This window comes from Variovorax sp. 01N425 (assembly GCF_056399465.1).
In genome coordinates, this window is record NZ_JBFTRJ010000008.1 from 190,697 (window position 1) to 216,630 (window position 25,934).

Consider the following 25,934-nt stretch of genomic DNA (forward strand, 5'->3'; position numbering starts at 1 on the left):
GCTGAAGTCTGAGGAATGGGTGCGTGCCGCAGGTCTGACGGGACCTGCTTTTCGGTCCGATGCTGAATGAGTAGGTATGGTCCGCCCACTGCCGCCGCGACGACGATGATTACAGTAGGTATCCAAGTGCTCTTGCTCATGTGAGTTTCGTCTAGTAGTCGACAGCGGGGAGCGATCGCATAGAACCTATGCCCGAGGCAGCTTGTTCTCGCGCGCGCTGTTTGCGCATGAGCTCCTCAGAATGAGCGACTTGATAAAGGCTCTGCAGCTTCGTTTGCTCATTGGTGAGCATGTTCTGCTCGGCCTGGATTCTTGCCTGCAGGTCCTGGATCGCCTTGGGATCCTGTGCGGAAGCGATGCGGTCGATCAGCAGTTGCAGGGCCGAGAAGCGCTGGCTGGTGTTCTGGTACGCGTTCTGGGTCATTCCGTTGAGCAGCGCTGCCGATTGCCGTCCTTGCTCGACGACCTGGCGCAACTCCGGACTCAGCCCCTCCAACTGGGTTCCCGAGAGGACGCTGTTGGCTTTCATGATCGACTGGACTTGGCTGGCCAGCCCGGCATAACTGGCCGACGAGCCGTTGAGCGTGCCCATCAGTTCGCCATAGCTGGGAGGCAGGTAGTTGCGTGCGAGGTCCGGGGTCGGCAGCAGCTGCTCCATGCCTCGGCTTCCCGTCATGGCGTTGTGGGTCCGGGTCAGCTGGTCCTTCGATTCCTTCAGCTGGTCGTACTGCTTCTGCATCCCGGAGATTTGCTGCTGCCAGTACATGACCTGCTGTATCAGGTTGGCGACGGCCGTGATGTCGATCACCGGGATCCCGGCTTTCGCGTGCGGCGGTGCGAGCGAGGCTGTGGCCGCGAGGAAGAGGGCAACAAGGAATCTACGCATGGGAGATCTCCTGGTGTGAGGGTGAACGGGAAGGGTTGTTCGCAAGCGCCCTGCGGAAAGACGGCAGCCATTGGGCGGGATCCGGTCCGCAGATCGCGATGAGTTCACGCATGAGGCGGACGTTGCCGGTGCGCCCGGAGATGACGTGCAAGGCGTCGTCGAATCCATGGAGATCGAGCTGCGCGACCACGCTGACATGGTTCTGCTTGATAAGGAACTGGCGAGAGCCAGGCTCGATCTCCTGCTTGATCAGCGCGAACTCCCGGTCGGTCAGGTTGAAGCCCCGGGTGTATTCGTCGTAGTCCGCCTCCGGATTGGGGAACAGGATCTTCGTCGGCGTCTGCTCGACGATCGCGCGGGCAATGCCGGAATCGAGCACGTGGCTGGTGCTTTGGGTGAACGTGGCGATATTCGCGTTCTTCTTGCGCCAGGTCTCCAGGCCGTTCTTGGCGAACTTCGCGAAGGCCGGATCGCTCAACAGCTTGGCGAACTCGTCCATCCAGCACACCAGCGGGCGGCCGTCCACCATCCGGTTCACGAGATGAAAGAGGTACAGGGTCAGCGGGGCGCGCACGACCTCGTTGTCCAGGAAGTCGGTCACATCGAAGCCCACGAGGGCGTGCCGGGCAAGCAGCGGGGCCACGTGGTCGTGCTCGTTGTCGAAGACCCAGGCATAGTCGCCGTGCTCCGAGGCGCACCACCGCCGAAGGCGCGCGTGCATCCCCTCCGGATCCGTGATGTCGAGGAAGGCGGCGAGCCGGGACAGGCGCCTGAAAGAGCGCTCGAGCTTCAGGGTGCCGCGCAGTGCCTGGTCGAGATCGTCTTCCTGCCGGACGGTCAGGGTCTCGCCCGGCGTGCGCATCACGAGGCGCCTGAGCCAGTGCCGCATGAACTCGACGTTGTCGGCGATCGAATCGTCGAGCTGCAACGGATTGCAGCCGGTGGGTGCCCCGTTCTTGAGTGGGAGGTACTGGCCGCCCAGGGCCCGCACCAGGATATGCAGCCCTTCATCCTTGTCGAAGACCACTTGTGTGGCGTCGAGGCGATTGCAGATCGCCACCATGCAGAAGCCCAGCAGCGTGGTCTTGCCGGTCCCGACCGGTCCCACGCCCGTGATGTGTCCGACATCGCGGCGGCTGCCGCCGTCCCGGCTGCGCGGGTCGCTCGCATGCAGCGAGAAGTAGTAGGGCGAGCCCGCGCGCGTGGTGAACATGGTCAGCGCATCGCCCCAGTAGTTGCCCGTTGCCCGGCCGGTCGGGAAATTGTGGAAGGGCGACATGGCGGCGAAGTTGCGGCTGGTGACGGGCGCCTTGCGGCTGCGGTAGCCGAAGTTTCCCGGCAGCTGCGCCCAGAAGGCCGCCTCCAGCGCGAGGTCCTCGCGGGCCACCACCATTCCCGCGTCGCCCAGCAGGTAGCGGGCGCGGGCGACGTTGTCGTTGAGTTGCTTCAGACGGGGCCGGCCCTCGGCCTCGCTGAGGCCGTCGTAGGTGTCGGCCAGCACATGCAGGCTGAAATGGTGGTCGCCCACCACGAAGCGATTGCTCATCAGGTCGTCCAGTGCGTCCTTGAGTTCCTCGGCCTGCGAGACTGCGAGGTCACCGGCGGCGGCCATCCGGTGATGCTGGCGGCTCATCATGTCGGTGGCCGTGCTCTTGGCCAGGAAGGTGAAGCTTTGCGTGAGCACGAAGGGGAAAGGTGCGGTCAGCAGGGCGCTGAACATGCCCGGCGCGGTGGGCGTGGGGTATTCCTTGATGCCGAGGAAGGCGCCAATGCGGGTCTGGGTGCCGGCCCGGTATTCCATGGCCTCGTTGCCGAAGAAGGGCCGGGTGGTGGCCAGGACCTCGTTGAGGGGGGCGCGCGGCAGCGGCATGCGCTGCCACTCCCCGTTGACGAGCAGGCCGTGGAATTCCACGAGGGAGGAAAAAAGCCCGTCGTTCCCCTGCAGCCGATAGATGCCCAGTGCTTCGGGGTCGTAGCGTTCCAGGGCGGCGAGCAGTTCCTGGCGCAGCTTGCTGCAGGCGTCCAGCGCATCGCGCAGCTCCGCCCGCGCACCCTCCGGGTCCGCGCGCTTGAACAGCCGCAATGCGGCGTTGCCGATGCGGGTGGGCTGCGGCCGGAAGACGACCGACAGGTACAGTTCATTGACCATCAGCCGTTCGCCAGCCATCTTGCGGCGATAGCGCTGCTCGATCTCGTCGGCGAAGCCGGGCGTCGTCCGCCCGGCCGGATAGGCCATCTCGCGGCGGCGGATCACGTGGGTCCAGAGCGCCAGGTTGGGCGACGCGATGTTGCGCAGCAGGACATTGAGGCGCTCATGCCAGCTGTTGATGTCCTCGTCGTCCGCGCTTTCGAAGCTCGTGCCGGCCAGGCGGAGTGTCTGCACATAGTCTCCGGCACGTGTCAGGGCCACATGCTCGTCCACATGCGCCGAAAGCGGAATCATGGTCGCGGCGCCGGCTTCGCGGCGCAGCGCGTGCTCGGGGCGTGAGAGCAGCTTCATGGCGGGGAACGGCGTCAGACCAAGGTCACGGGCGGCGTGCGCATGCGGCGATGCCCTCGCCAGTCAGGCATGTCCAGCGCCAGGGGACTGTACGAGTTCGCACGCCAGAACCGCAGATTGCCGCCGAGCATGGCCGGCAGGCGCGTGCGGCCCCAGAGCTGCAGCAGATCGAAGAAGCGCGGCTCGTACAGGCAGACCAGGTAGAGCACGCCGTGGATCGGTACGAAGGCCAGCAGCCACGCGAGGCTCTTGGTCACGATGAACGACTCGGTCGTGACGACGATGTTGAACATCATGGCCGAGTAGGTGACGCCCCAGACCATCGAGGGCCGCGTCATGCCGACGAACAGGGGGTTCGCGGCAATGCCCTGATTGCGACTCATGGACCGCTCCCTTCAGACCCCGAACAGGCCCCGGATCCAGGACACGATCTGCGGGCCGCCGAAGACCAGCACGGTGCCGATCACGACCGCGACCATCCACCACCAGCTCAGACGCCCGAACCAGGCCATGGCGCCGGAGACCATCACGGCGACGGCGGCCAGCGGCGTCAGGATGGCGACGAGTTGCTGCTGGGTCGCGTTCGCACCGGTCGCGAACGGGCTCCCCGCCCAGGCGACCTCGGTGGGGGCGGCGGCGATGAGCCAGGCGATGAGCAGCCATCCGATCCATCTGACATGGATGCCGGCTGCCGTTGCGGGCCGGATGTGGATCGAGCATGCGGTCATGGCGTTACTCCGTTGGGCTTGGGGGCTGATTCCGCGGGCGCTTGCACAGGTGGAGACGCAAGAGAAAGTGAAGCAGGCGATTCAATGCGCCGGCCGCTGCCGTAGACGTCCCACCACGGTGCCGGCACCACGCGCTTGCCAGCGGCGGAAGGGTGCTTGGCGGCCTGAACGGCCATGGGCCTGACCGCCGTAGCCTGGGCAGCGGCATGAGTGGCCGAAGCGATCTCCCGCCGGAGGGCCGCGATGTCGCCGAGCGTGCGGTCGCGCTGTTCCTCGGCCTCGGTCGCTGCCTTCAGGTCGGATGCTGCGAGCCGCTCGGCCTTGCGGCGCAAGAGACCTTCCAATTGCGCTTCCGACTTCCTGAGCTCCTCGCGAAGGATCTCGATGCGGTCGTTGTCGCGCGCCGCCTGCGGCTGTGGTCCGAGGCCCTGCGATGCGCTGGACCGCGCTTGTGCCCACAAGGGGCACGCGTGTGCCATCAAGCCGGCGAACATGAGCATGGAAAGCCAGGCTGAGCGTCGGCCTTCATCGGTCGCATGCCAGCGTTGAGTGTCGTTTGCTTGCATGGAGCGCAATGTCCGCCTCTGCCCGTGCGTGTGTCGACTATTGTTTTTGACAGTGGTGTCGCAAAGCGCGAGGCGGCGATATTTCGTGGGCGACGCGGCAGGGCGGTTTGCTCGTGGGCCAGTGAGGCGGCTCCGCCGCTGTGGGGGGGACGAGCCGCTGTTGCAAGTTGCAGCGGCTGCCCCCGAAGGTGCGCCGCTCGGGTGTGATGGACGCGCGTCCCGCGCCGAAGCCTGAGGAGCAAGTCATGGGCAACGTGGTCATCTTCGGCAACCAGAAGGGCGGCGTCGGCAAGTCCACGCTGGCGGTGCTGTACGCATGCTGGCTGGCCGATGTGCGACGCCGGTCGGTGTGCGTGATCGATCTGGACGCGCAGGCGAACAGCTCGAAATCACTGAATCAGTCCTCGGCAATCGCCGAAGCGGTGGAACTGTTCGGTCCGGATCTGGGTCCGATCGCCCCGCCGCGTGAGCGGACCATTGCGCTGGCGGCGGGCAGCAGAAGGCTGGCCGACGTCGAACTCGCGAGGGCGGACCTCGTGATTCCTTTGTTCCGCGGGAATGTGAGGCGCCTGGCGCAGGATTTCGACGCGGTCGTGATCGACACGCCCCCGGCGCTGGGCTTGCGCATGAGCGCGGCGCTGATTGCCGGCCATGCGGTGGCGTGTCCGATCGAGCTGGAGGAGTACAGCATCGACGGCGTCGCCGACATGCTCCGGACCGTCTTCGGGGTCAGGCGGCGCTACAACCCGCAACTGCGGATGGCGGCCATCGTGCTGAACCGGTTCAATCCGCATTCGCTGCGGCAGAAAGCCGCGATGCAGGACCTGGCCTTGAACTTCCGGGAGTTCGTGATACCGGCGCGGATCTCGACCCGTTCGGCCATTCCCGAGGCGCTGGCCGCGGGAGTGCCCGTGTGGCGGCTGCCCAAGAGCGCGGCACGCGAGGCGAGCCTCGAGGTGATGCGGGTGTTCGAGTTGCTGCAGCAACGCATCGAGGGCTCGGACGCGCCGATGCCGGCGGATACGCAGGCATGAAGGCGCCCGACGGCCTGGACCTGAGTGCGTTGTCGCAGTTCAGGGCGGCCGATCTGCTCACGGGCGAAGCCGCCCCTGCGGGCCCGGGCGCACCGACGCAGGTGGCGCTCGAACGCATCGACTTCGACCCCGACCAGCCGCGCCGCCGCATGCGGGGCGAACGCATCGAGGAACTCGCCGAATCGATCCGCGAGCATGGCGTGCTGGAGCCGGTGTCCCTGCGCTGCCATCCCGAGCACGCGGACCGGTACATCGTCAACCGCGGCGAGCGCAGGGTGCGCGCGGCGCGCCGGGCCGGCCTGTCCTGCGTTCCGGCGTTCGTGGACGCGCGGGTCGATCCCTTCGCGCAGGCAGCGGAGAACCTGCACCGCGAGGACATGTCGCCATTCGATCTGGCCGTCTTCATCGCGGAGCGGGAAGGAGAAGGCCATTCGCGCGCCGAGATCGCGCGCCGGCTGGGCAAGCCGCGTTCCTTCATCACCGAGGCCGCGCGGCTCAACGAGGCACCCCCGCAGTTGCGCGAAGCGGTGGAGGAAGGGCGGCTCGGCGCGGATGTGCGGGTGCTCTACCAGTTGGTGGCCGTCGCGCGAGAGCGCCCGCAGGAACTCCAGGAACTGATCGCGCGGGGCGGCCCGAACGGACGTGGCCGGACCAGGAGTCGCCCGCAATCGCTCGGGCCCGCCGGCGGCTCGGCGGCGGCGCCGCCCGGAAACGGGATTCCGAGGGTCATCAGCGGCGGCCGCACGGTGCTGGTGGTCGAGCATGGTGGACGGCGCGGGTCCTTGCGCATCAAGGCGAAGGACGGCAACGTTGGCGAGGTCCGCTTCGGCGACGGCACGCGCGCCCTGCTGCCGCTGGCGGAGCTGCGGCTGGTGTGCTGGGCCACGGAGGAATAGCAACGCCGGCGCTGGCCAGCGCGGCTCGACACCCGGTGATGGGACAGGGTCCTGCTAGGCCGCGCCGGCAGCTTTCATCGCCGCGTGGCGGCGCCGGTATTCGCGCGGCGTCATCTGCAGGTCGCGAACGAAGGCTCTTCGCATCACCTCCTGGGATCCGTAGCCGCACTGCGCGGCGATGGCTTTGAGGGGGCGTGTGCTCGTCTCGAGCAGGCGACGGGCGGCGCCGAGGCGGATCTGCTGAACGCCACGCCCGGGCGAGAGACCCGTCGCGCGTTCGTAGAAACGCGCGAAGGAGCGCGTGGACATGTGAACCTCCTGTGCCAATCGGGCGACGCTGAGCTTCTCCTGCAGATGTGCCGCGATCCACTGGTGCAGCACGCCGATGCGCGCGTCGGGCGCGGGCGCCTCGAGCGGCAAGCGGCGACGGCGTGACATGCCGCAGCGACGGCCGCGTGGTCCGGGCATGCGCAACGCAAGCGTCTCCACGAACGCGGCGCCCCGGTCCTCCTCGATCCAGGACAGCGCCAGATCGGCGCCCTGGCCCGGGTCGATCACGCGCCAGCTGCGCGTTCTCATGCCGGCCGCGAACAGGTCCGGTCCCTGCCCGCCACAGCGCAGCGCCGGCGGTGCGGTGCGCCCCTGTCGCCGCACGACGCGGGCCTCCGGCACAGGCGGCAGCAATGCCTCGGCGCCCAGCACGGCGCAGCGGCTCAGACGCCGCCGGTTCCTGGAGAGCCATTCGCGCAGGCGCTGCACGCCTGTCGCCCCGACCGCGCCCGGAACAGGTTCGCCGGTGATGAAGAGCGTGCTCGCCCGCCCGGCCAGCCGGTGCGGCAAGGCACCCGTCGACAGTGCCACACCGCTTGAACTCAGGGTTTGGCCGCCTGCGGCGGAGGCCAGCCGAACATCGTAGCCGGCGAGCTTGTTGTTGCGCGTCCGGCGCAAGGAGGCATTGGCGGCTTTGAAGACCTCGAGCATGCGGATGACGTCGAGAAGAAGGAAGCCGGGAAGCAGCAGGAGCCAGACCTTGTGCATCGTGAGAAGCCAACGTAGGGGGATCGATCCGCAATCTCCCGACCCTGGGCCGCACCGCGCCAGTGCGCGACGGCAGGCTCGCGAAATTGGCAGAAATGGTGGTGAATTTTGCCTCCGGGCCCCGCGAGGCGCTCCTAGACTGTCGCCCCCGTGCCTCCATCACGCGCTGAACGACCGCCACGCGCACGCCGCGGGCAGGCGCAGCACGGGTCGGTGCAGGCGGCTTGGCCGCCTGCCGGGCTGCGCCGCGGCAATGTCGACCGCGTCCGCGAATAAGGTGGGGGCGCCGACGACGCAGGAAGTGCACCTATGAACGAGTGGACCCAAGACGTTCTCGGTCGGTTGGACGAGGCCAGCGAGCCATCCCAGGTGCTCGCGCAGGTCAGCGTGGCAGCCAGGCAGCTCGGTTTCGAGCACTGCGCCTACGGGCTGCGCACCCTCGTGCCCTTCACCCGGCCGAAGACTTTGATGTTCAGCACCTACGATGAGCGATGGAGCCGCCGCTACATCAGTGCCGGATATCTCCAGGTGGATCCCACGGTCGCCCACGGCGTGCACAGCGGGACGCCCGTGATCTGGAGCAACGAAGTCTTCCGGGACGCGCCGCAGATGTGGGACGAAGCGCGCTCCTTCGGCCTGCGCGTCGGCTGGGCGCAATCGGTCTTCGAGCCCGACGCACGGGTCGGGATGCTGTCGCTTGCCCGCTCGAGCGAACCGCTGACGGCTGCGGAGATGCGCGCCAAGGACCTCCTGTTCCAGGGGCTGGTGAATAAGGCCCACCGCGCGTTCTGCCGGCTCCTGGGCGGCCCGCTCGCGGGGATCGAACCGCTGACGAAGCGGCAGGTGGAGGTGCTGCGCTGGACGGGCGACGGCAAGACGAGCGACGAAATCGCGGCCATCCTCTGCATCTCGAAGCCCACGGTCGATTTCCATCTGAGGAACGCAATGGCGAGATTGGGTGCCGCCACCAAGAGCTCGGCGGCGGCGTCGGCTTCACGTCTCGGACTCCTGAACTGAACGGGTGGCAGCGGCCCCTTCGCCCGCAGGTCGGCGGGCGACTCGGCCGAGCCCGTCGGCATGGCGGGCCTGGCGCGGACACCAGCTTTTGTCCACGTCGATGAGGCAGGCGAACAGAAGCTGGCCGTCGACCCGCACTGGTGGTGCCGCGCGGTGCGCGGACAGGCCCGTGCGGCGCAGGATGCGCTCGATGCCCAGGGGCGAGGCGCTGATGAGCCGTCGTCCGCCCTCCTTGGCGACAGTCCGCATCGCGGCGCTCAGCATGTCCAGCGCGAGCGACCATCCATGCGGATCCCCGCCGATCCCGAGCCGCGTGCCGTCGCCGGCGGCGAATCGCGACAGTTCCCAGATATCGGGCGAGCACGGGGCCGGCGTGTCGCCGAGCAGCTGCGGGAAGAGGCTGGCCAGAAGATAGGGCCGGTGCGTGGGCAACAGGCGGCTCGTGCCGATGATCTCGCCGTCCGGATTGCGTGCGATCAGATAGACAGTGTCCTTCCGGTCGAATTCGTCGAGTTCCAGCCGGCCGCGCGTATGGAGCTTCCAGCCCAGTTTCTCGACGAAAATCTCGTGCCGGTAGCGTGCCATGTCGAACAGCACGTCCGCCGAGAAAGTATCGATCGTTCCCGCAATGATCTCCATGAGGTCACCTCGTTGAATGAGGCCGCATTACAGCCTGATGACACACACCGGGGACACTGTCAGAGTTGATAGGGCCGGCGGTTGGCGGCCTTCGTTTTTTTGGGGCGGTCGCCCTCGCAGACTGCTGTCGTGGGGCAGATCGGTTGTCGGGGCCGTCGCGCCGCAGGCGAGAGCCGAGGCGGTTCACTCACGGACGGCGCGCCGCCCGGATGGTGAAGGCACCGGCCGCGACAATCAGGACCACGCCGGCGGCGGCTTCGAGGCGCGGCATGTCGCCCCAGATCGCGTATCCCAACAGCAACGCCCAGAGGATCAGGCTGTAGCGAAAGGGCGTGACGACCGAGAGATCGACGCCGCGGCAGGCCACGATGAGCGCGTAGTTGCCCAGTGCCGCACAACCCGCCGCTGCCGCGAGCATGCCGAGCTCGTGGCGCGTGAGCGGCGCCCAGCGTTCCACGAGCCCCAGCAGCAGGCCTGCCAGACATACGGCGAGCGTGGTCGCCACGGCGATGACCGACGACGGGACCGTGGCGGGAATGCGCCGCGTCACCAGGTCGCGCGCGGCCAGCGAAGCGGCACATAGCAATGCGCAGGCGAGGCCGGCCGCAGGGACCTCGGACCGCGCAGACGGCTGGATCACCAGCAGGACGCCGGCGAATCCCGCCACGGTGGCGAGCAGCCGGCCTCCGTGCCAAGGCTCCCATCGCAGCGCCATTGCAGTGGCGGCAATCATCAGCGGCGCGGTCATCATGAGCGTGCTGACCGTGGCGAGCGGCGCGAGCGACAGGGCGACGACGGAGCTGAGGGCGGTCGTGATCTCGAGCCCGCATCGCACGCCGACGATCGGCCGCAATGCCGTGCGCCAGCCAGCGCGCGTCCCGCGGGCGAGGGCCAGGACAAAGAGGGTGGCGAAGGCGCCGCGCACGGCCAGGACCTGGCAGGGCGGGAGGCTCTGCGCTGTCAGCTTCACGAAGACATCGTTGAGCACGTAGCAGCCCATGGCCACCAGCATGAGCAGGATTCCGCGGCGGTTGGCCGCTGCGCTAGCCATTGCCGGACGCAGGTGGTGACCGCGTAGAAGGGCTTTGCGGAATCTCGGGCGCGGACGGCGGCTCGAGGGGCCCCGGAACACCGGGATCGCCCGCGGCACTGGCATCCGGCGCCATCCCCGGCCGCGGACCGAGCGGTGCGCCGCAACGCCTGAGGACGTCCCACAGCGCCTGCGCCTTCAGAACGATCTCCTCGACCTCGGCGTCCGGATCGGACATGGCGACGATGGCGCCTCCGGCGCCGATGGAGACGCGGCCGTTGGCCGACACCAGGGTGCGGATCACGATGTTGAGCTGCGCTGCGCCGTTGAGCGATAGGTAGCCGATGCTGCCCGAGTAGATGCCGCGGGCCGCCGCCTCGAGTTCGTCCAAGATCTTCATCGTGCGCACCTTCGGCGCACCCGTCATGGAGCCGCCGGGGAACGCGGCGCGGATGCAGTCGACCGCTCCGAGGTCCGCGCGCAGCCGCCCCCGGATCGTGCTGACCAGCTGGTGCACGGTGGCATAGGTCTCGACCGCGAACAGGCTCGGCACGTGAACGCTGTCGATCTCGCAGACCCGGTTGAGGTCGTTGCGCAGCAAGTCGACGATCATCAGGTTCTCCGCGCGGGTCTTCTCGTCGGCGACCATGGCGTCCGCGATCGCCTGGTCCTCGGCCGGCGTCGCGCCGCGCGCCGCGGTGCCCTTGATGGGCTTCGATTCCACATCGCCGGCGCTGGAGATGTGCAGGAAGAGTTCGGGCGAGGCGCACAGCACGGCATAGCCGCCGATGCGCAGGTAGGCCGCATAGGGGGCAGGGTTGTGCCTGCGCAGGATCCGGTAGATCTCCAGCGGATGGACGCGCCCTTCGCCGACCAGTTGGTTCGTGAGGCAGACCTCGTAGGTCTCGCCCTGCAGGATCTCGTGCTGGCAGCGCAGGATCAGCTCCCGGTAGATCGCGAGGTCGATCCGCCAGGCCAATGGTTGCAGATCGCGGGCCGCGGCCGCGCTGTCGTCCGGCGCGGTCGCCGGTGCGCCTGCCAGCCGCGCGCGCATGGTCTGCATCCAGCGGCGATTCTCATTGGACGGCACGGCCTCATCCAAGCAGACGATCCAGACCTGTTGCTCGGCGTGATCGAAGGCGAGGAAGCGATCGGCGAGGATCCACATCGCGTCCGGGGTGTCTGCGTCGTGGGCATGCGTGCCGTCCAGCTCCCGCTTGAGCTCATAGCCGAAGTAGCCCACGAAGCCGCACGCGAAGTCGAAGGGGAGCGGGGGACCCGCAGGCGGCTGGCCCGGCAGGTGGTCGCGCAGGTAGTCGAAGATGCTCTCGTCGCGCACCTGGACGACGTCGCCCCGGCGCACCATCAGTTCGCGCGGGGCGGTGCGGTAGTTCAGCACCTGGGCACGCGGGCCGCTCGCGTCGCCCATGAAGGAAAAGCGCGCCCGCCCGGGCTCGGCGAGGCTGCTGTCCAGCCAGAAAACGCAGTCGCGCTGTGCGAACGTGCGCATGAACACGGCCTCGGCATCGGCTGCGGTGTCGATGCACTCCGCGTGCAGCGACAACGCCTGCGGGCCTTCGAAACGCAGCGCGGGTCCGAAGCGATCCCGTGCCTCGCGCCGGGGCGTCTGTGCGAGCCACTCCAGCGTCAGGTCCCTGAAGTTGCGCAGCAGCCGTGCGCCGAATTCGGTGCAGATCGACTCCGGATGGAACTGCACCCCCCACCAGGGCAGGGAGACGTGACGCAGTCCCATCAATGTGCCGTCGGACGTCCAGGCGAGCGGCTCCAGGGATGAGGGCAGCTGCGTGACTGCGAGCGAGTGGTAGCGCACCGCCTCGAAGCGGTCCGGGATGCCGGCGAAGAGATCGCGCTGCGCGTGCGAGATGCGGTCCAGGCGTCCGTGCATCGGGCGCACCGCCAGGTCGACACGGGCGCCGCAATGGTGGGCGATGGCCTGGTGGCCCAGGCACACACCGAGCACGGGTTTGCGCGAACGCTGCAGTGCGTCCGCCGAGATGCCGAGGTCGGCGCGCCGCTGCGGACGTCCGGGGCCCGGCGAGATCACGATGTTGTCGAAGTGCATGCGCTCGACCTCGTCCCAGTGCATCTCGTTGTTGCGCAGCACGATCGGGGCCTCGCCGTTGCAGGCCGCCAGGTACTGGTAGAGGTTGTAGGTGAACGAGTCGTAGTTGTCGATCAACAGCGTGCGCATGGAAGGCTCCTCGGCGGAAGGCGGGCCCATGCATCGTTGAAGAATCGAACGGTTGTCGCCACTGCGCAATGTGCTAGTTGCGCAGGCCGACAGCGCCTGTGCAAGCAGCGCGTTCGCCGCCTGCATGTCCGGGTCGTGCGCTTTTCTGGGATGTTCCGGTCCATGCGCCGGCCTTCTGAGGAGAGGAGGGCGAGCGTCAGGGGCCCTGCAGCTTGGGCGTCGACACCGTAGGAATGCGCGGGCCGGGTGGGCGACTGGCGGTCTTGTGCAGGCGCGAGTTCAGATGCTCCGCTGCCAAAGCCCGTGATGAGCCGATGCGCAACGGCGTTGCGCTTGCCGGCCGAGCACGCCGCCTAGCGCCGCGAAGCCCCCGGTCCCGCCTTCGCGCCGAGCAGGTGGCCCAGCGGCAGCGCTACCTCCGACTTGATCTCGCGCAGCACGATGCTCGAGCGCACGTGCGTCACGCCCGGCAGGCTGAAGAGCACCTCGTGCAGAAAGCGCTCGTAATGCTTCATGTCCGGCACGGTCACGTGGAGGATGTAGTCCGCGGGCCCGGTGGCCGACACGCATCGGATGATCTGCGGGCTCGCGGCCACCACCTCCTCGAAGCGCTGCACCATCGCCTCGCTGTGGCGGTCGAGGTTCACCTCGGCCACGGCCGAGACGTGCAGGCCCACCAATTCGGGGTCGACACGCGTGGTGTAGCCGCGGATCACGCCGGCGGCCTCCATCTCCTTGATGCGCTTCCAGCAGGGCGTGGGCGAGAGCCCGACGGCCTCGGAAATCTGCTGCACGGTTTGCCGCCCGTCATGCTGCAGCGCAGAAAGGATCTTGAGGCAATGCTCGTCAAGAGAAACAGGATCAACGTTCATCGCGGTTCCCGAGAGGATTCTTCTTCAAACAAGGGTCTGCGCGAGTGTATTGAAGAAACACTTACTCGGGGTGCGGCAGAACAATTCCGGGCATGAACGCCCCCCACAAGACGACCTCACTCCAGCGGCCCGGCTACCAGCTTTCCGACAACCTCTGGGCCGATGCCGGCGCCGTCTTCATCACCGGCACGCAGGCGCTGATCCGCATCCTGGCGATGCAGAAACAGCGCGACGCGGCGCGCGGCCTGCACACGCAGGGCTTCGTCAGCGGCTACCGCGGCTCACCGCTGGGCATGGTCGACCAGGCCATTTGGAAGGCCGGCGACCGCTTCAAGGAGGCCGGCATCCGCTTCGTGCCCGCGGTGAACGAGGAGCTCGCGGCCACGCAGGTGCTCGGCACGCAGCGTGTGGAGTCCGACCCCGAGCGCACGGTCGACGGCGTCTATGCGATGTGGTACGGCAAGGGGCCGGGCGTGGACCGCGCGGGCGACGCGCTCAAGCACGGCAATGCCTACGGCTCGTCGCCGCACGGCGGCGTACTGGTGGTGGCGGGCGACGACCACGGCTGCGTGTCGTCGTCGATGCCGCACCAGAGCGACCATGCCTTCATGGCATGGCGCATGCCGGTGATGCAGCCCGCGAGCGTGGCCGAGTACCTGGAGTTCGGCCTGTATGGCTACGAGCTGTCACGCTATTCGGGCGCGTGGGTCGGCATGGCGGCGTTGTCCGAGATCGTCGAGAGCGCCGGCACGGTGGATCTCGGTGCGGTGAACGCGCGCGTGTCCGCCTGGGAAGACGCCGATGCCGTGCGCGCCGCCACCGGCCACCGCCCGCCGGCGGACGGCCTGCACTACCGCTGGCCCGACCTGCCGTCGCTGCGCATCGAGTCGCGGCTGGAGGACAAGCTCGCGGCCGTGGCCGCGTTCGCGCGGCGCAACAGCATCGACCGCCACGTCATCGTGAGCCCGCACGCCAGGGTGGGCATCGTCACCTGCGGCAAGGCGCACCACGACCTGATGGAGGTGCTGCGGCGCCTGGAACTCTCGCCCGCGCAGCTCGCGCGCGCCGGCGTGCGGCTCTACAAGGTGGGGCTGAGTTTTCCGGTCGAGCAGACGCGCCTGAAGGACTTCGCGCGCGGGCTCGACGAGATCCTCGTCGTGGAAGAGAAGGGGGCGGTGGTCGAGACGCAGCTGCGCGACATCTTCTACAACGCCCCCGCCGACGCGCGCCCGGTGCTCGTGGGCAAGCACGACCGCGAAGGCCAGCCGCTGGTGTCCGCGCTCGGCGAGCTGCGCCCCTCGCGCCTCATCGAGCTGGTCGCGCACTGGCTGGCCGCGCACTTTCCCGACAACCGCGACCTGGGCGACCATCTGCAGCATGTGCGCGACTTCACGCCGCCCGAGCTGCTGGGCAATGCGAGCGATGCGGTCAAACGCCTGCCGTACTTCTGCGCCGGCTGCCCGCACAACACCAGCACCAAGGTGCCCGAAGGATCGACGGCGCGCGCGGGCATCGGCTGCCACTTCATGGCCAACTGGATGGACCGCAGCACAGCCGGCCTCATCCAGATGGGCGGCGAGGGCGTCGACTGGATCTCGCACGCGATGTTCACGAAGACGCAACATGTGTTCCAGAACCTCGGCGACGGCACCTACTACCACTCGGGCTACCTGGCGATCCGCCAGGCCGTCGCGGCCAAGGCGACGCTCACCTACAAGATCCTGTTCAACGACGCGGTCGCGATGACCGGCGGCCAGCCGGTCGACGGGGTCATCAGCGTGGATGCGATCGCGCGGCAGGTGGAGTCGGAAGGCGTCACCAAGGTGGTGGTCGTGAGCGATGCCATCGGCAAGTACGGCGCCATCAAGAACCGCTTTCCGCACGGCACCGAATTCCATGACCGCGCAGCGCTCGACGAGGTGCAGCGCCGCCTGCGCGAAATGACCGGCGTGACCGTGCTGATCTACGAACAGACCTGCGCCGCTGAGAAGCGCCGCCGTCGCAAGAAGGGCGAGCTGGCCGACCCGCCCAAGCGCCTCTACATCAACGAGGCCGTGTGTGAAGGCTGCGGCGACTGCACCGTGCAGAGCAACTGCGTGGCCGTGCTCCCGCACGAAACCCCGATGGGCCGCAAGCGCAAGATCGACCAGACCAGCTGCAACAAGGACTATTCCTGCGCCAAGGGCTTCTGCCCGAGCTTCGTGGGCGTCGCCGGCGGCAAGCTGCGGCGCAAGAGCGGGGCGCTGGCGGTCGGGCGCGATGCCTTCCTGCACCGCGTGGGCGCGCTCGCGCACCCCGCGCCGCACGCATGGACCGGCCCCTACGACCTGCTCGTGACCGGCGTGGGCGGCACTGGCGTGGTGACGGTGGGCGCGGTCATCGCGATGGCCGCGCACCTGGAGGGCAAGTCGGCCAGCGTGCTCGACTTCATGGGTTTCGCGCAGAAGGGCGGCTCGGTGCTGAGCTTCGTGCGGCTGGCCGATGCACCCGAGCGGCTGAACCAGGTGCGCATCGACACGCAGCAGGCCGACGCCATCCTGGCGTGCGACGTGGTGGTGGGTGCCTCGGCCGACGCGCTGCAGACCGTGCGGCACGGGCGCACGCGTGTGCTCGCGAACATCCACGAGATTCCGGTGGCCGAGTCGCTGCGCAACCCCGATGCCGAGCTGCACGTGGACCTGCTGCTCGAGAAGATGCGCTTCGTCGCGGGCGAGGCACAGGTCGAAACCTTCGACGCGCAGAGCCTGGCCGAGGAGTTCCTCGGCGACACGCTGGCCGCGAACATCGTCGCGACCGGCTATGCGTGGCAGCGCGGCTTGGTGCCGCTGAGCCTGGAGGCGCTGATGCACGCGATCGAACTCAACGGCGTGGCCGTGGCGGCCAACCAGTCGGCGTTCTCGCTGGGCCGGCTCGCGGCGGGCGACCCCGCCGCGCTCGATCAGTTGCGGGCGGCGCCCCTGCAAGCGCAGCAAGCCGACGAGCGCCCGCTGGACGCGCTGCTCGCCGATGGGTGCCAGCATCTCACCGGCTACCAGAACGCCGCATGGGCGCAGCGCTTCGAAAAGCGCGTGCGCACGCTGCAGGCGGCTGAATCCGCGCTGCCGGGCGGCGATGCGCGGCTGCCCTTCACGCGCAACGCGGCGCGCAGCCTCCTGAAGCTCATGAGCTACAAGGACGAGTACGAGGTCGCACGCCTCTACACCGACGACGCATTCCTGCGGAAGCTCAAGGACCAGTTCGAAGGCGACCTCCAGCTCGAGTTCCACATGGCCCCGCCGCTGCTTTCGCGCGCCGGGCACGGTCAGCGGCCCGTCAAGATCCGCCTGGGCGCGTGGATGCTGCCGGCGATGAAGTGGCTGGCCCACGGCAAGCGGCTGCGCGGCACGAAGTTCGACCTGTTCGGCTACACGCAGGAGCGCCGGACGGAGCGCGCGATGATCGTCCAGTTTGACCATCTGCTCGATGAACTGGTCGCCGAGCTTTCACCGGCGAACCAGCAGCTCGCCGCGCAGATCGCGGCGCTGCCGCTCTCGGTCCGCGGCTTCGGCCATGTGAAGATGGCCAACCTTGCGCTTGCCACCGAACGCGAGGCGGAGCTGCTGCACCGCTTCGCGCCGCAGCGCTATCCCCGGCCGGAGAAGAAGGCGCAGGCGGGCCATTTCAAGGGGATCGCCGTCGTGTCTCAATGATTGCGGGTCGAACGCAGCAGGGCGCACCATGGTTGGCTCGGTCATGCTAGATACTGAGCGCGGCTTGTCGGCAGCGGCGAGGCTCTGCCGGCACGCGGCTGTGCCAACGTTCGGCGCATCTCGATGCGGATGGTAAAAGGCGGCACGCGCGAGCGCAGGCTCAACGTTCGACCGGGCGGTGGGCCGCTGCAAATCGCTGTGCCAAGTCGCCCAGGCGTCTGTCCAAGGTCCACAACTCGGCCCCTGGAGTCATGAGCGTGGATGCCAGCAGAGTCAGGTTGACGAGCCCGTACCCCCATCCAAAGAGGCGTTCCTTCTCGATCAGGACGAGCACCTCTCGCCAGTTCGCCTGCTGCATCTGCGGCAGGTGCTGGAAATAGACGGGCATCTTGGGCGCACGCCGCCCGAGGGCTGCAAGTCGCTTGGCCGCTTGCACCCTCACGAAGGTCTTGATCGCTTCCCTAAAGAGGTCCGATTTGTCCATGCCGGGGTCCGCAACTGCAAGCGCTTCCTCGTAGAGAGCGTCTTCCCATGGTGACAGTAGTTCTCATGAATTTCCGTCATCAAAATCGATGCTTCCGACGGCGCATGCTGTGGCTCGCGCTTGGGCAATGCCGATCGATGCGGCACTCGACAGGGAGGTTGAAGACCATTCGCTGCCGGGTTCAAGGGCGATGCGGGTCGTGGCATCGGCTGCCGAACGTTCCCCTGCGCTTTGCTAGAGCGTCTCGTTCTCTCTAAGTACACCTGCGCTGCGCAGCGCGGAGTCCAGCCACTTGGCGGCTGTGTTGCCCTTCTTGATTGCCTCGATCCGCACGGCCTCGTCCTCGACCTTCCTGCCTGCGGCCTCGAGAAGCGCTTCCACTCTTTCGCGTTCGATGACGACCACGCCGTCGGCATCGCCAACCACGAGGTCGCCGGAGCGAACGGTCACGCCGCCGACAGACACGGAGTGCCCGATCCGGCCTGAAGCCAGCTTGGTCGGGCCGTTGGGATTGGTCCCGACCGAAAAGACGGGAAAGTCCATCTCGTCGATCTCCAGGCTGTCGCGCACCGCGCCGTCGACCACCACGCCGGCGATGCCGACCTGCCGGCAGGCGTTCATCATGATGGTGCCCATGAGGGCAGCGGTCTGGTCGCCCTTGCCGTCGATCACCAGCACGTCGCCCGGCCTGGCCAGCGCAATGGCGGCGTGGATCATCAGGTTGTCGCCCGGCCGCACTTCGACCGTGAGCGCGCTGCCGGCCAGCTTCATGCGGTGGCGCAGGGCCGCGATGCGGCCGTGCAGGGCGCCGCGGCGGCCTGCGACGTCGGCCAGGATGGCGGGCTGGAACGCCGAGGCCTGCGCGACCAGGTCGGGGGAAATGCGAGGGAAGTCGCGCACGATATCGGGGGAGGGGCTCTTCATGTCGCTGTTCTCATTCGGCCTTGACGTCGGCGTCCTTCACCACGCGGCCCCACTTGCGCTTGTCGGCGGCCAGGAACGCACGGAACTGCTCGGGCGTGCTGCCCACGGGTTCCAGGCCGTCGGCGGCGAGCCGCTTGGCGATCTCGGGCATCGCGAGCACCTTGGCGACTTCGCGCTGGATGCGCTCGACGACGGCGGGCGGCGTATTTTTGGCCGCACAGATGCCCGCCCAGGTCACGGGTTCGAAGTCGGGAATGCCGGCTTCCGTCACGGTCGGAATATCGGGGAACGCCGCCAGCCGGCGCGAACTGGCCACCGCCAGCGCGCGCAGCTTGCCCGAACGCGCGTACTGCATCGAGCTCACGGGCTGGTCGAAGATCATCGAGACCTGACCCGCCAGCAGGTCCGTCATCGCCTGGCCGGTTCCCTTGTAGGCCACGTGAACGATGTCGATGCCCGCGCGCGTTTTCAGCATCTCGCCCGCCAGGTGGCCGCCCGTTGCGGTTCCGGAAGAAGCGAAGTTGAGTTCGCCCGGCTTCTGCCTGGCGTAGGCGACGAGCTCCTTGACGCTGGTCACCGGCAGCGTCGAGTTGACCATCAGCATGTAGGGCGCGTTGGTGACCTGCGTGACCGGCACGATGTCCTTCTCGGGGTCGAAGGGCATGCTTTTCAGAACGTGCGGCTGGATCGACAGGGTTCCGGTGGTGCACATCAGCAGGGTGTGTCCGTCCGCAGGCGCCGTGAGCATGGCCGAGACCGCGATGTTGCCGCCGGCGCCGGGCCGGTTGTCGACCAGCACTTGCGCGCCGAGCCCCTCGGCCAGCTTCGGTGCGATCAGGCGTGCCACGACGTCGTTGGAGCCGCCGGGCGAGAAGCCGACCAGGATCTTCACCGGCTTCGACGGAAAGGGATCGGCCGCGAACGCATGGGCGGCGCACAGCCAGGCGGTGCCGGCGACGAGCCACGGCAGGAGGAGTTTGGGAGGAAGCGATCGGACGTTCATGGCTGTTCCTGGTTCATTCAGACGACGACGAGTTCGTTGCGAGCCAGCGCAATGCGGCGGCAACCCTCCAGCAGCTGTTCGGTGCTGGCGGCAAAAGAGAGCCGGAAGTGCGTCGGCACGCCGTAGGCGCTGCCTTGCAACGCGGCCAGATCCTGCGCATCGAGCAAATGCATGATCCAGTCGTCGCTGCTGCCGATCTTCACTCCCTTGGGCGTGCAAAGGCCGAACAGCGCGCTGCATGAAGCAAAGACGTAGAAGGCGCCATCGGGCACCTGGCAATGAATGCCGTCGATGGCGTTGAGCGCTGCAACCACCGTGTCGCGGCGCTGCTGGTATTCGCGCCGGTTCGCGGCAACGATGTCCTGCGGGCCCGCGAGCGCCGCGATGGCCGCGGCCTGGGCGATCGAGTTGGGGCCGGAGGTGCTTTGCGACTGGAGCTTGACCATCGCCTTGATCAGCTCCGAAGGACCCGCGCCGTAGCCGATGCGCCAGCCGGTCATCGCATAGGCCTTGGAGACGCCGTTGACCGTCAGGGTGCGGTCCTTGAGGTCGGGCGCCGCCTGGGCCATGGTGGCGAACTCGACGTCGCCATAGATGAGATGCTCGTAGATGTCGTCGGTGAGTATCCAGACCTGGGGGTGGCGCCTCAGCACCTCGGCCAGCGCCTGGAGCTCGGCGCGCGTGTAGGTGGCGCCGCTCGGATTGTTCGGCGAGTTGAGCATCAGCCAGCGTGTCTTGGCGGTGATGGCGCGCTCGAGGTCCGCGGGCTGGAGCTTGAACCGGTTGGCGGCCGGGCAGTCGACGAACACCGGCACGCCGCCGGCCAGCAGGGCGATGTCCGGGTAAGACACCCAATAGGGGGCGGGCACGATGACCTCGTCGCCCGCGGCCACCGTGCACATGAGGGCATTGAAGATCACCTGCTTGGCGCCGGTGCCGACGATGATTTCGCCCGGCGCGTAATCCAGGCCGTTTTCGTTCCGGAGCTTGGCGGCAATGGCCTCCTTCAGCGCCGGCGTGCCGCCGACGTCGGTGTACCGGGTCTGGCCGGCGGCCATGGCGCGGATTGCCGCCTCCTTGATGTGCTCGGGCGTCTCGAAGTCGGGCTCGCCGGCGGTCAGGCTCAGGATGTCCCGGCCCAAGGCGCGCAGTTCGCGCGCACGTTGGCCGGCCATGGAGCTGGGAGAGGGTTTGATGCGATGGAGCCGGGGAGCGATATGAAGCATGGGCGCAGTATCAAAGGCCATGCGCTGCGGGACAAACGAGAAATCGGAGGATCCGGGTATTCCTTTTTTTCCTGCGGAGCATCGGGCTTACATTCCATTGGAATGAACTTCACCTTTAAGCAGCTGGAGGCCTTTCTCTTCAGCACCAAGCTCCAGAGCTTCAGCGCGGCGGCGGTGAAGCTGCACACCACGCAGTCGGCCATCTCCAAGCGCCTGGCCGAACTCGAGGAGTCGCTGGGCGGGACGCTGCTGCACCGCACCTCCCATGGGCTGGAACTGGCCCAGGCCGGGCGCGAATTGCTGCCGCTGGCCGAGGAAGCCCATCGCCTGTGGCAGCGCATCCAGCACGACATCAGCGTGGACAAGACGCTGCGCGGCACTTTCCGCGTGGGCGTGACGGAACTGATTGCCATGACGTGGCTCACGCGGCTGATCCAGCTGCTTCAGAAGCTGCACCCCCAGGTGACGCTGGAGCCGGTGGTGGACGCGGGGCTGACGCTCTTCGAGCGCCTCGAGGCCAACAAGCTCGACCTGTCCATCATGCCGGGCACTTTCTGGGGCCAGGCGTTCGAATCGATCAAGGTCGGGCAGGTGGACCAGGCCTGGATCGCGAGCCCGCGGCTCGGCATTCCGCAACGAGCCCTGGCGCCGCACGAGTTTGCCGACTATCCGGTGATCGAGCAGCCCGCGGGCGCCTCGAAGAACAAGTTCTACGAGGCCTGGCGCGCGGAGCACGGGTTCCGCTTCGGCAAGGTCATGCTGACGAACAGCACGACCGTCCTGCGCGAGCTGACGATCAGCGGCTTCGGCATCAGCCAGCAAGCGCTCGACTACGTGCGCCCGGACATCAAGAGCGGCCTGCTGCGCATCGTCAAGAGCGACCCGATGCCGCCACCGCTGGTCTACAGCGCGGTCTATCGGAGCGACAATTCCAGTCCTGCGCTGGCACGCATCGTCGAACTGGCCGTGAAGACCTGCGATTTCAAGTTGCGGGCGAGCCAGCACGACGTGGCCCCGGCCCGGCCGTTGCGGGGCTCGAGTTCAGGCCTGCGGCAACGGCCGGTACGCAAGGGCGTGAAGAAGAAGCCGGCGAGAAGCTAGCGTCGCGGCATTGGCCGGCACGAAAGCCGGGCCTCCGCCGATGCGGCATACTCCCACCCCCCAACTCGCCAGAGACCCCGCTGAATGGACAAGGAAGTCGACCCCAAAGTGCTCGCCGTCATCGATGAGATGCGGCTTTCCGGACCGCGGCTTACGCCGGTCGAGATCGTTGCGAAGATGGGCGTCTTCGATGCGCGGGAAAAGCCGTTCGACCACGCCTGGCTTGCAACGGGCGACAACGTCATTGCCACCATCTGGGCCGAATTCGTGAACATCGGCGCCGGCGGACACTGGTTCTGCCTCGAGTCGCTCGACACGCAGCACCGCGTCGGCGGCGGCGTGCGCAGCCCCCAGCAGATCCAGCGCGCCAAGGACCGCCGTGCGCTGCTCAAGCGCACCGTCGATGCGGGCCAGGGCTTCCGTGCCGTGCTGCAGACCAACCGCGTCGCCATTGCCGAGCTCGAGAGCAACAAGAGCGCGAAGGTCTCCACGCGCGTGCGCGACGACGCCGAATGGCATGTTGCAAGCTGGGATTCCGACCAGCAGCTCGCGATCCTGGTGCGAGGTCCGCGCGGCTGGGTGCCTGGCGAAGCGGAGATACAGGCGGCCAAGGCGCGGGGCAGCGTGCCGGTCGCTGCGGCCGCCGATGCGGGCGCTGCGGCTGCCGAGCGGTCGGCCTCGCGGGAAGAGGTCCAGGCCGCCGCCATGGACTACGTGATGCGCCACTTCAAGGGCTACGGCTACAACGCCGAGGACGTCACTGGCCAGAAGCTCGGCTACGACCTCGAAGTGTCGAACGCGAAGGGCGCCAAGCTTCTCAGGGTGGTGGTGAAGGGCACGTCCACCGGAGTGCCCAGTTTCCGGCTCACGGACGAAGAACGCGCAAGCTCGGCGCGCGAGCCGCTCTGGCGGCTGCTGGTGGTTGCCGATGCCATCGGCACTGCGGCGCAGCACAAGATCTACAAGCCTTCAGAGATGGAGCAGGCGCCGGGGTTCGAGCCGCTGGATTAGCGGGCATTGCTGCTTTCGTGGCCGGTGTGCGCCCGGAAGCCCTGGCTCAGGTGAACAGCTTTCCGTTGAACGCGATGCGCAGGGTGCGCACCGTGAGCACCGCCAGTGCCACGGTCAGCATCCCGAGCAGCAGGACCGCGATGGTCCACAGCGGCGCGGTCGCCCGCAGTTGCGCGTACTTCAGCGCCGCGTTGGCCAGTGCGGCCATCGGGAAGCCGATCGCCCACCATCCCGCGGAGAAATTGATGCTGGGCCGGAACACCTTCGGCGCAAGCACCGCGAACATGAAGAGCGCGAAGTAGAAGAGCAGCGCGGCAAAGCGGTCGATGCTGCCCGTGATGTTCGTGTAGGCGAGGAACCCGACCGCGAAGGGCCCCACGAGGATCATCAGCGAGGGCGTCATTGCCGGCGCGAGCGGCGGCTGGTGCACCAGCCGGCCGACGATGAGCACGAGCAGCACCAGTGCGAGCACCGCGCCCACGGCCATTGCCAGCAGGTTCAGCTCTGCGGCCCAGGCCATGGACGGCTCGTGCCCGGCGGTCACTGCGATGTCCAGCGTGGCGACGCCAGGGATCAGCCAGGCCGGCACCGCATGCGATGCATCCAGTTGCCCTCTGAGCAGGCGCGAGACCACCACGAAGCCGAGCACGAAGGTCGCGATCGCGCCCAGGGTCCACAGCGCGTGCGCGGCGGACGCACTGTAGGGCGCGATCACGGCCGACAGCAGCAGCATCGAGATGACGATGGTGCCGAAGAAGTTGCCGGTCACCGGGTGATTGAACTCTCCGCGCACGGCCTGCGGATGCCTGGCCAGCTTCATCGCATAGCCCAGCGCCAGCAGCACGAAGACGCCGAGCGCAAAGGCGCCGATGGCCTCGCCGATGACGGCCGGCGCGCCCAGGCTGCCATGTGCCAGCCGCCAGGCCAAGGCCAGCCCCGAAAGCCCCATGACAGAGCCGAACAGGTTGACGGGCAGGTTGCGCAGCGAAGCTTCGCTTGCGGCGTGGAACACCGGAAAGGGCGGATTCAATGACTCGTTCTGCATGATGGCCTCGTTGGCTGAATTTGCGGGTACGGACAGTTTCTGCCAAACTGCTCGGGCCGTGGGCGCCGCGGCACGACGTTTTCTGCCAATCACCGAGCCTTCACCGCCATGCGTGTCGCGATCCTTGCTTTTCCCCGTGTCCAGCTGCTCGACGTCGCCGGCCCCGCCGACGTGTTCGCCGAGGCGGCCCGCCAGCTCGGGCTGCCGCGCGCCTACCAGGTGCAGGTGATCGGCACCGAGACAGGGTTGCTCAAGAGCAGCAGCGGGGTGCGGTTGGCGGTCGATGCCACGGTGGGCACGCATCGCGGGCCGATCGACACCTTGCTCGTGGCCGGCAGCCCCGGCATGGATGACGTGGTCGGCGATGCGGTGCTGCACAACTGGCTCAGGCGCCAATCGCGCACGGTGCGCCGCTATGGCTCCGTATGCAGCGGCGCCTTCGTGCTCGCGTCCGCCGGGCTGCTGGACGGCAAGCGCGTGGCGACTCACTGGAACTCCACCGCGCGCCTGGCCACGGCCTACCCGCTGGCATGTGTCGAACCGGACGCGATCTATGTGAAGGACGGCAAGCTCTTCACCTCGGCCGGGGTGACCGCGGGCATGGACCTGGCGCTCGCCATGGTGGAGGAGGACCACGGCCGCGAACTCGCGCTGCGCGTCGCGCGCGAGCTGGTGATGTTCCTCAAGCGCCCGGGCGGCCAGAGCCAGTTCAGCGCCCACCTGGCGGCCCAGACTTCCGAGCGATCGAGCATGCGGCAGGTCCAGGACCATGTGCTTTCGCACCTGAAGGACGACCTCTCCGTGCCCGCGCTGGCCGCGCGGGCCGGCATGAGCGAGCGCAGCTTTGCGCGGATTTTTCGAAGCGAGACCGGCACCACGCCGGCCGAGTTCGTCGAGAACGCCCGCATCGATGCCGCCCGCCGCCTGGCCGAGGAGTCGCAGCTGCCGGCCAAGCGCCTGGCGGGCGAAGTGGGCTATGCCAACGTGGACGGCTTCAGGCGCGCCTTCGGCCGGCGCCTTGGCGTGAGCCTCGTGGAGTATCGGAGGCGGTTCGCGAAGTGATGGCCGGTCCCGGCCAAGGCGTCAGAATAGGCGAGCCCCCATCCTTCACGAAGCCCATGAAAGCCATCGCGTCCGCCACGGCCCTTGTGCTGGCCACCTGCCTTGCCGCGGCGCCTCGCGCCCAGCCTGCGCAGACTTCGCCGCCCTATGCCGGTCCGCTGTTCGACACGCACCTGCACTACAACCAGGAAGCCTGGGACGGCAACACCGGGCCCTACCCGCCCGCCGAGGCGCTCGCGCGCATGCAGCGCAACAACGTGACGGCGATCATTGCCAATTCGAGGCCCAACGCCGGCACGCAAACGCTGGCCGCGGCGCGCGAGACCCGCGCCGCGGGCGTGGCCGTGGTGCCCTTCGTGCGGCTGTACCGCAACCGCGAGGACTACAGCAACTGGTTCCGCGACGAGAGCATCCACGAGATGGTGCAGGCCGAGCTGGCGCGCGGCACCGCGAGCGGGCCCTACCGCGGGATCGGCGAGTTCCACCTGTACGACAGCGCCAATGCCAACGGCCCGGTGGCCAAGAAGCTGGTCGCGCTGGCGGAGCGGCAGAAGCTCGCGGTGCTCGCACACGTCGACGACGTGGCGGTCGACCTGTTGATGGCCAACGCGCCGTCGAAGGGCCGGGACCTTCGGCTGATCTGGGCCCACACGGGCATCGGCGGCGCGCCCATCGAGCGGGTGCAGGCGCTGCTGGAACGCTATCCGCTGCTGATGGGCGAACTCTCGTACCGGCCGGGCCTGGCCTGCGAAGGCGGCAGGCTGTGCCCCGAGTGGCGCGCGCTGATCCTCAAGTACCCGGAGCGCTTCATGATCGGCTCCGACACCTGGGTGAACCAGCGCTGGAGCGCCTACGACGAGCTCATGCGCGGCTACCGCACCTGGCTCGGCGACCTGCCGCCCGACGTGGCGAAACGCATCGCCTGGGGCAACGCGGCCGCGCTGTTCGAGCTGCGCTGAGCGCTTCGGCCG

22 protein-coding genes and 1 pseudogene are annotated in these 25,934 nt (G+C 67.9%); 8 read left to right on the forward strand and 15 right to left on the reverse strand.

The features are described 5' to 3' along the window. Window positions 1-151 precede the first annotated feature (151 nt). The 5 genes from AC1DSC_RS16375 to AC1DSC_RS16395 are packed head-to-tail and all read right to left on the reverse strand — an operon-like array spanning window position 152 to window position 4,680. Complete coding sequence (locus tag AC1DSC_RS16375; protein WP_015865867.1) at window positions 152-886, reverse strand: TrbJ/VirB5 family protein; 735 nt, start codon at window positions 884-886, stop codon at window positions 152-154. Continuing rightward, a complete protein-coding gene (locus AC1DSC_RS16380) occupies window positions 879-3,386 on the reverse strand; it encodes a VirB4 family type IV secretion/conjugal transfer ATPase (RefSeq protein ID WP_015865866.1) in 2,508 nt (835 codons plus the stop codon). The genes AC1DSC_RS16375 and AC1DSC_RS16380 overlap by 8 nt, the downstream gene beginning before the upstream one ends. 14 nt (window positions 3,387-3,400) lie before the next feature. Next, window positions 3,401-3,769, reverse strand: coding sequence for a VirB3 family type IV secretion system protein (locus AC1DSC_RS16385; RefSeq protein ID WP_015865865.1), 369 nt, complete (start codon window positions 3,767-3,769; stop codon window positions 3,401-3,403). A 12-nt stretch (window positions 3,770-3,781) separates the two neighbouring features. Further along, window positions 3,782-4,114 (reverse strand): TrbC/VirB2 family protein, encoded by a 333-nt coding sequence (locus AC1DSC_RS16390; RefSeq protein WP_015865864.1) that lies wholly within the window; start codon window positions 4,112-4,114, stop codon window positions 3,782-3,784. Further along, window positions 4,111-4,680: a hypothetical protein gene (locus tag AC1DSC_RS16395; RefSeq protein WP_478079949.1), complete on the reverse strand. Its 570-nt coding sequence runs from the start codon at window positions 4,678-4,680 to the stop codon at window positions 4,111-4,113. Before AC1DSC_RS16395 ends, AC1DSC_RS16390 begins: the two co-directional genes overlap by 4 nt. 245 nt (window positions 4,681-4,925) lie before the next feature. On the opposite strand from AC1DSC_RS16395, the gene AC1DSC_RS16400 reads away from it, so the two are divergent. Beyond that, window positions 4,926-5,714 (forward strand): ParA family protein, encoded by a 789-nt coding sequence (locus AC1DSC_RS16400; RefSeq protein ID WP_015865862.1) that lies wholly within the window; start codon window positions 4,926-4,928, stop codon window positions 5,712-5,714. Beyond that, on the forward strand, window positions 5,711-6,610 hold the full coding sequence (locus AC1DSC_RS16405) for a ParB/RepB/Spo0J family partition protein (RefSeq protein ID WP_015865861.1): 900 nt from the start codon (window positions 5,711-5,713) through the stop codon (window positions 6,608-6,610). The genes AC1DSC_RS16400 and AC1DSC_RS16405 overlap by 4 nt, the downstream gene beginning before the upstream one ends. A 54-nt stretch (window positions 6,611-6,664) precedes the next feature. Here the strand turns inward: AC1DSC_RS16405 and AC1DSC_RS16410 are convergent, their stop codons facing one another. After that, window positions 6,665-7,648 carry a helix-turn-helix domain-containing protein gene (locus tag AC1DSC_RS16410; RefSeq protein WP_015865860.1) on the reverse strand — a complete coding sequence of 328 codons (984 nt, stop codon included), beginning with the start codon at window positions 7,646-7,648 and terminating at the stop codon, window positions 6,665-6,667. Window positions 7,649-7,957: 309 nt separating this feature from the next. Here AC1DSC_RS16410 and AC1DSC_RS16415 point away from each other — a divergent pair, with 309 nt between their 5' ends. Beyond that, the gene (locus AC1DSC_RS16415; protein WP_478079812.1) at window positions 7,958-8,665 is read left to right on the forward strand and encodes an autoinducer binding domain-containing protein; all 708 of its coding nucleotides are present in this window, start codon (window positions 7,958-7,960) and stop codon (window positions 8,663-8,665) included. On the opposite strand, the gene AC1DSC_RS16420 is transcribed toward AC1DSC_RS16415, so the two are convergent. From AC1DSC_RS16420 to AC1DSC_RS16435, 4 genes are all read right to left on the reverse strand, one after another. Continuing rightward, entirely contained in the window at window positions 8,642-9,304 is a 663-nt protein-coding gene (locus AC1DSC_RS16420) for an acyl-homoserine-lactone synthase (RefSeq protein WP_478079811.1), read from the reverse strand. The two genes, AC1DSC_RS16415 and AC1DSC_RS16420, sit on opposite strands and share 24 nt — an antisense overlap. Window positions 9,305-9,491: 187 nt before the next feature. Next, the gene (locus AC1DSC_RS16425) at window positions 9,492-10,355 is read right to left on the reverse strand and encodes a DMT family transporter (RefSeq protein ID WP_478079810.1); all 864 of its coding nucleotides are present in this window, start codon (window positions 10,353-10,355) and stop codon (window positions 9,492-9,494) included. After that, a complete protein-coding gene (gene pabB / locus AC1DSC_RS16430; protein WP_478083536.1) occupies window positions 10,348-12,546 on the reverse strand; it encodes an aminodeoxychorismate synthase component I in 2,199 nt (732 codons plus the stop codon). The genes AC1DSC_RS16425 and pabB overlap by 8 nt, the downstream gene beginning before the upstream one ends. A 353-nt stretch (window positions 12,547-12,899) precedes the next feature. Further along, window positions 12,900-13,418, reverse strand: coding sequence for an Lrp/AsnC family transcriptional regulator (locus tag AC1DSC_RS16435; protein ID WP_015865855.1), 519 nt, complete (start codon window positions 13,416-13,418; stop codon window positions 12,900-12,902). A 92-nt stretch (window positions 13,419-13,510) separates the two neighbouring features. Between AC1DSC_RS16435 and AC1DSC_RS16440 the strand changes: the two genes are divergently transcribed. Beyond that, window positions 13,511-17,107 (forward strand): indolepyruvate ferredoxin oxidoreductase family protein, encoded by a 3,597-nt coding sequence (locus AC1DSC_RS16440; protein ID WP_015865854.1) that lies wholly within the window; start codon window positions 13,511-13,513, stop codon window positions 17,105-17,107. A gap of 385 nt (window positions 17,108-17,492) precedes the next feature. On the opposite strand, the pseudogene AC1DSC_RS16445 reads toward AC1DSC_RS16440, so the two are convergent. The 4 genes and pseudogenes from AC1DSC_RS16445 to AC1DSC_RS16460 form a co-directional block, all read right to left on the reverse strand. Further along, window positions 17,493-17,658: pseudogene (locus AC1DSC_RS16445) on the reverse strand (type II toxin-antitoxin system VapB family antitoxin); the annotation flags it as partial. A gap of 167 nt (window positions 17,659-17,825) precedes the next feature. After that, window positions 17,826-18,515, reverse strand: a complete 690-nt coding sequence (locus tag AC1DSC_RS16450; protein ID WP_015865852.1) for an RraA family protein — start codon at window positions 18,513-18,515, stop codon at window positions 17,826-17,828. A 10-nt stretch (window positions 18,516-18,525) separates the two neighbouring features. Then, complete coding sequence (locus AC1DSC_RS16455) at window positions 18,526-19,518, reverse strand: tripartite tricarboxylate transporter substrate binding protein (protein ID WP_015865851.1); 993 nt, start codon at window positions 19,516-19,518, stop codon at window positions 18,526-18,528. 17 nt (window positions 19,519-19,535) lie between these two features. After that, window positions 19,536-20,744, reverse strand: a complete 1,209-nt coding sequence (locus AC1DSC_RS16460; RefSeq protein ID WP_015865850.1) for a pyridoxal phosphate-dependent aminotransferase — start codon at window positions 20,742-20,744, stop codon at window positions 19,536-19,538. A gap of 102 nt (window positions 20,745-20,846) precedes the next feature. Here AC1DSC_RS16460 and AC1DSC_RS16465 point away from each other — a divergent pair, with 102 nt between their 5' ends. Together AC1DSC_RS16465 and AC1DSC_RS16470 are read left to right on the forward strand one after the other, a co-directional pair. Further along, the gene (locus tag AC1DSC_RS16465) at window positions 20,847-21,845 is read left to right on the forward strand and encodes a LysR family transcriptional regulator (RefSeq protein ID WP_015865849.1); all 999 of its coding nucleotides are present in this window, start codon (window positions 20,847-20,849) and stop codon (window positions 21,843-21,845) included. Window positions 21,846-21,929: 84 nt separating this feature from the next. Next, complete coding sequence (locus tag AC1DSC_RS16470; protein WP_015865848.1) at window positions 21,930-22,856, forward strand: protein NO VEIN domain-containing protein; 927 nt, start codon at window positions 21,930-21,932, stop codon at window positions 22,854-22,856. A gap of 46 nt (window positions 22,857-22,902) precedes the next feature. Here the strand turns inward: AC1DSC_RS16470 and AC1DSC_RS16475 are convergent, their stop codons facing one another. Continuing rightward, window positions 22,903-23,901, reverse strand: a complete 999-nt coding sequence (locus AC1DSC_RS16475) for an SLAC1 anion channel family protein (protein WP_015865847.1) — start codon at window positions 23,899-23,901, stop codon at window positions 22,903-22,905. Window positions 23,902-24,009: 108 nt separating this feature from the next. On the opposite strand from AC1DSC_RS16475, the gene AC1DSC_RS16480 reads away from it, so the two are divergent. Both AC1DSC_RS16480 and AC1DSC_RS16485 read left to right on the forward strand, forming a co-directional pair. Continuing rightward, window positions 24,010-24,963, forward strand: a complete 954-nt coding sequence (locus AC1DSC_RS16480) for a GlxA family transcriptional regulator (protein WP_015865846.1) — start codon at window positions 24,010-24,012, stop codon at window positions 24,961-24,963. Window positions 24,964-25,019: 56 nt separating this feature from the next. Next, window positions 25,020-25,922, forward strand: a complete 903-nt coding sequence (locus tag AC1DSC_RS16485; protein ID WP_478079807.1) for an amidohydrolase family protein — start codon at window positions 25,020-25,022, stop codon at window positions 25,920-25,922. The last annotated feature ends 12 nt before the right edge of the window (window positions 25,923-25,934 follow it).

Bases quoted from the DNA above. Each gene is read 5' to 3' on its own strand.
- AC1DSC_RS16375 (WP_015865867.1), bottom strand. From the start codon at position 886: ATGCGTAGATTCCTTGTTGCCCTCTTCCTCGCGGCCACAGCCTCGCTC.
- AC1DSC_RS16380 (WP_015865866.1), bottom strand. From the start codon at position 3,386: ATGAAGCTGCTCTCACGCCCCGAGCACGCGCTGCGCCGCGAAGCCGGC.
- AC1DSC_RS16385 (WP_015865865.1), bottom strand. From the start codon at position 3,769: ATGAGTCGCAATCAGGGCATTGCCGCGAACCCCCTGTTCGTCGGCATG.
- AC1DSC_RS16390 (WP_015865864.1), bottom strand. From the start codon at position 4,114: ATGACCGCATGCTCGATCCACATCCGGCCCGCAACGGCAGCCGGCATC.
- AC1DSC_RS16395 (WP_478079949.1), bottom strand. From the start codon at position 4,680: ATGCAAGCAAACGACACTCAACGCTGGCATGCGACCGATGAAGGCCGA.
- AC1DSC_RS16400 (WP_015865862.1), top strand. From the start codon at position 4,926: ATGGGCAACGTGGTCATCTTCGGCAACCAGAAGGGCGGCGTCGGCAAG.
- AC1DSC_RS16405 (WP_015865861.1), top strand. From the start codon at position 5,711: ATGAAGGCGCCCGACGGCCTGGACCTGAGTGCGTTGTCGCAGTTCAGG.
- AC1DSC_RS16410 (WP_015865860.1), bottom strand. From the start codon at position 7,648: ATGCACAAGGTCTGGCTCCTGCTGCTTCCCGGCTTCCTTCTTCTCGAC.
- AC1DSC_RS16415 (WP_478079812.1), top strand. From the start codon at position 7,958: ATGAACGAGTGGACCCAAGACGTTCTCGGTCGGTTGGACGAGGCCAGC.
- AC1DSC_RS16420 (WP_478079811.1), bottom strand. From the start codon at position 9,304: ATGGAGATCATTGCGGGAACGATCGATACTTTCTCGGCGGACGTGCTG.
- AC1DSC_RS16425 (WP_478079810.1), bottom strand. From the start codon at position 10,355: ATGGCTAGCGCAGCGGCCAACCGCCGCGGAATCCTGCTCATGCTGGTG.
- pabB (WP_478083536.1), bottom strand. From the start codon at position 12,546: ATGCGCACGCTGTTGATCGACAACTACGACTCGTTCACCTACAACCTC.
- AC1DSC_RS16435 (WP_015865855.1), bottom strand. From the start codon at position 13,418: ATGAACGTTGATCCTGTTTCTCTTGACGAGCATTGCCTCAAGATCCTT.
- AC1DSC_RS16440 (WP_015865854.1), top strand. From the start codon at position 13,511: ATGAACGCCCCCCACAAGACGACCTCACTCCAGCGGCCCGGCTACCAG.
- AC1DSC_RS16450 (WP_015865852.1), bottom strand. From the start codon at position 18,515: ATGAAGAGCCCCTCCCCCGATATCGTGCGCGACTTCCCTCGCATTTCC.
- AC1DSC_RS16455 (WP_015865851.1), bottom strand. From the start codon at position 19,518: ATGAACGTCCGATCGCTTCCTCCCAAACTCCTCCTGCCGTGGCTCGTC.
- AC1DSC_RS16460 (WP_015865850.1), bottom strand. From the start codon at position 20,744: ATGCTTCATATCGCTCCCCGGCTCCATCGCATCAAACCCTCTCCCAGC.
- AC1DSC_RS16465 (WP_015865849.1), top strand. From the start codon at position 20,847: ATGAACTTCACCTTTAAGCAGCTGGAGGCCTTTCTCTTCAGCACCAAG.
- AC1DSC_RS16470 (WP_015865848.1), top strand. From the start codon at position 21,930: ATGGACAAGGAAGTCGACCCCAAAGTGCTCGCCGTCATCGATGAGATG.
- AC1DSC_RS16475 (WP_015865847.1), bottom strand. From the start codon at position 23,901: ATGCAGAACGAGTCATTGAATCCGCCCTTTCCGGTGTTCCACGCCGCA.
- AC1DSC_RS16480 (WP_015865846.1), top strand. From the start codon at position 24,010: ATGCGTGTCGCGATCCTTGCTTTTCCCCGTGTCCAGCTGCTCGACGTC.
- AC1DSC_RS16485 (WP_478079807.1), top strand. From the start codon at position 25,020: ATGAAAGCCATCGCGTCCGCCACGGCCCTTGTGCTGGCCACCTGCCTT.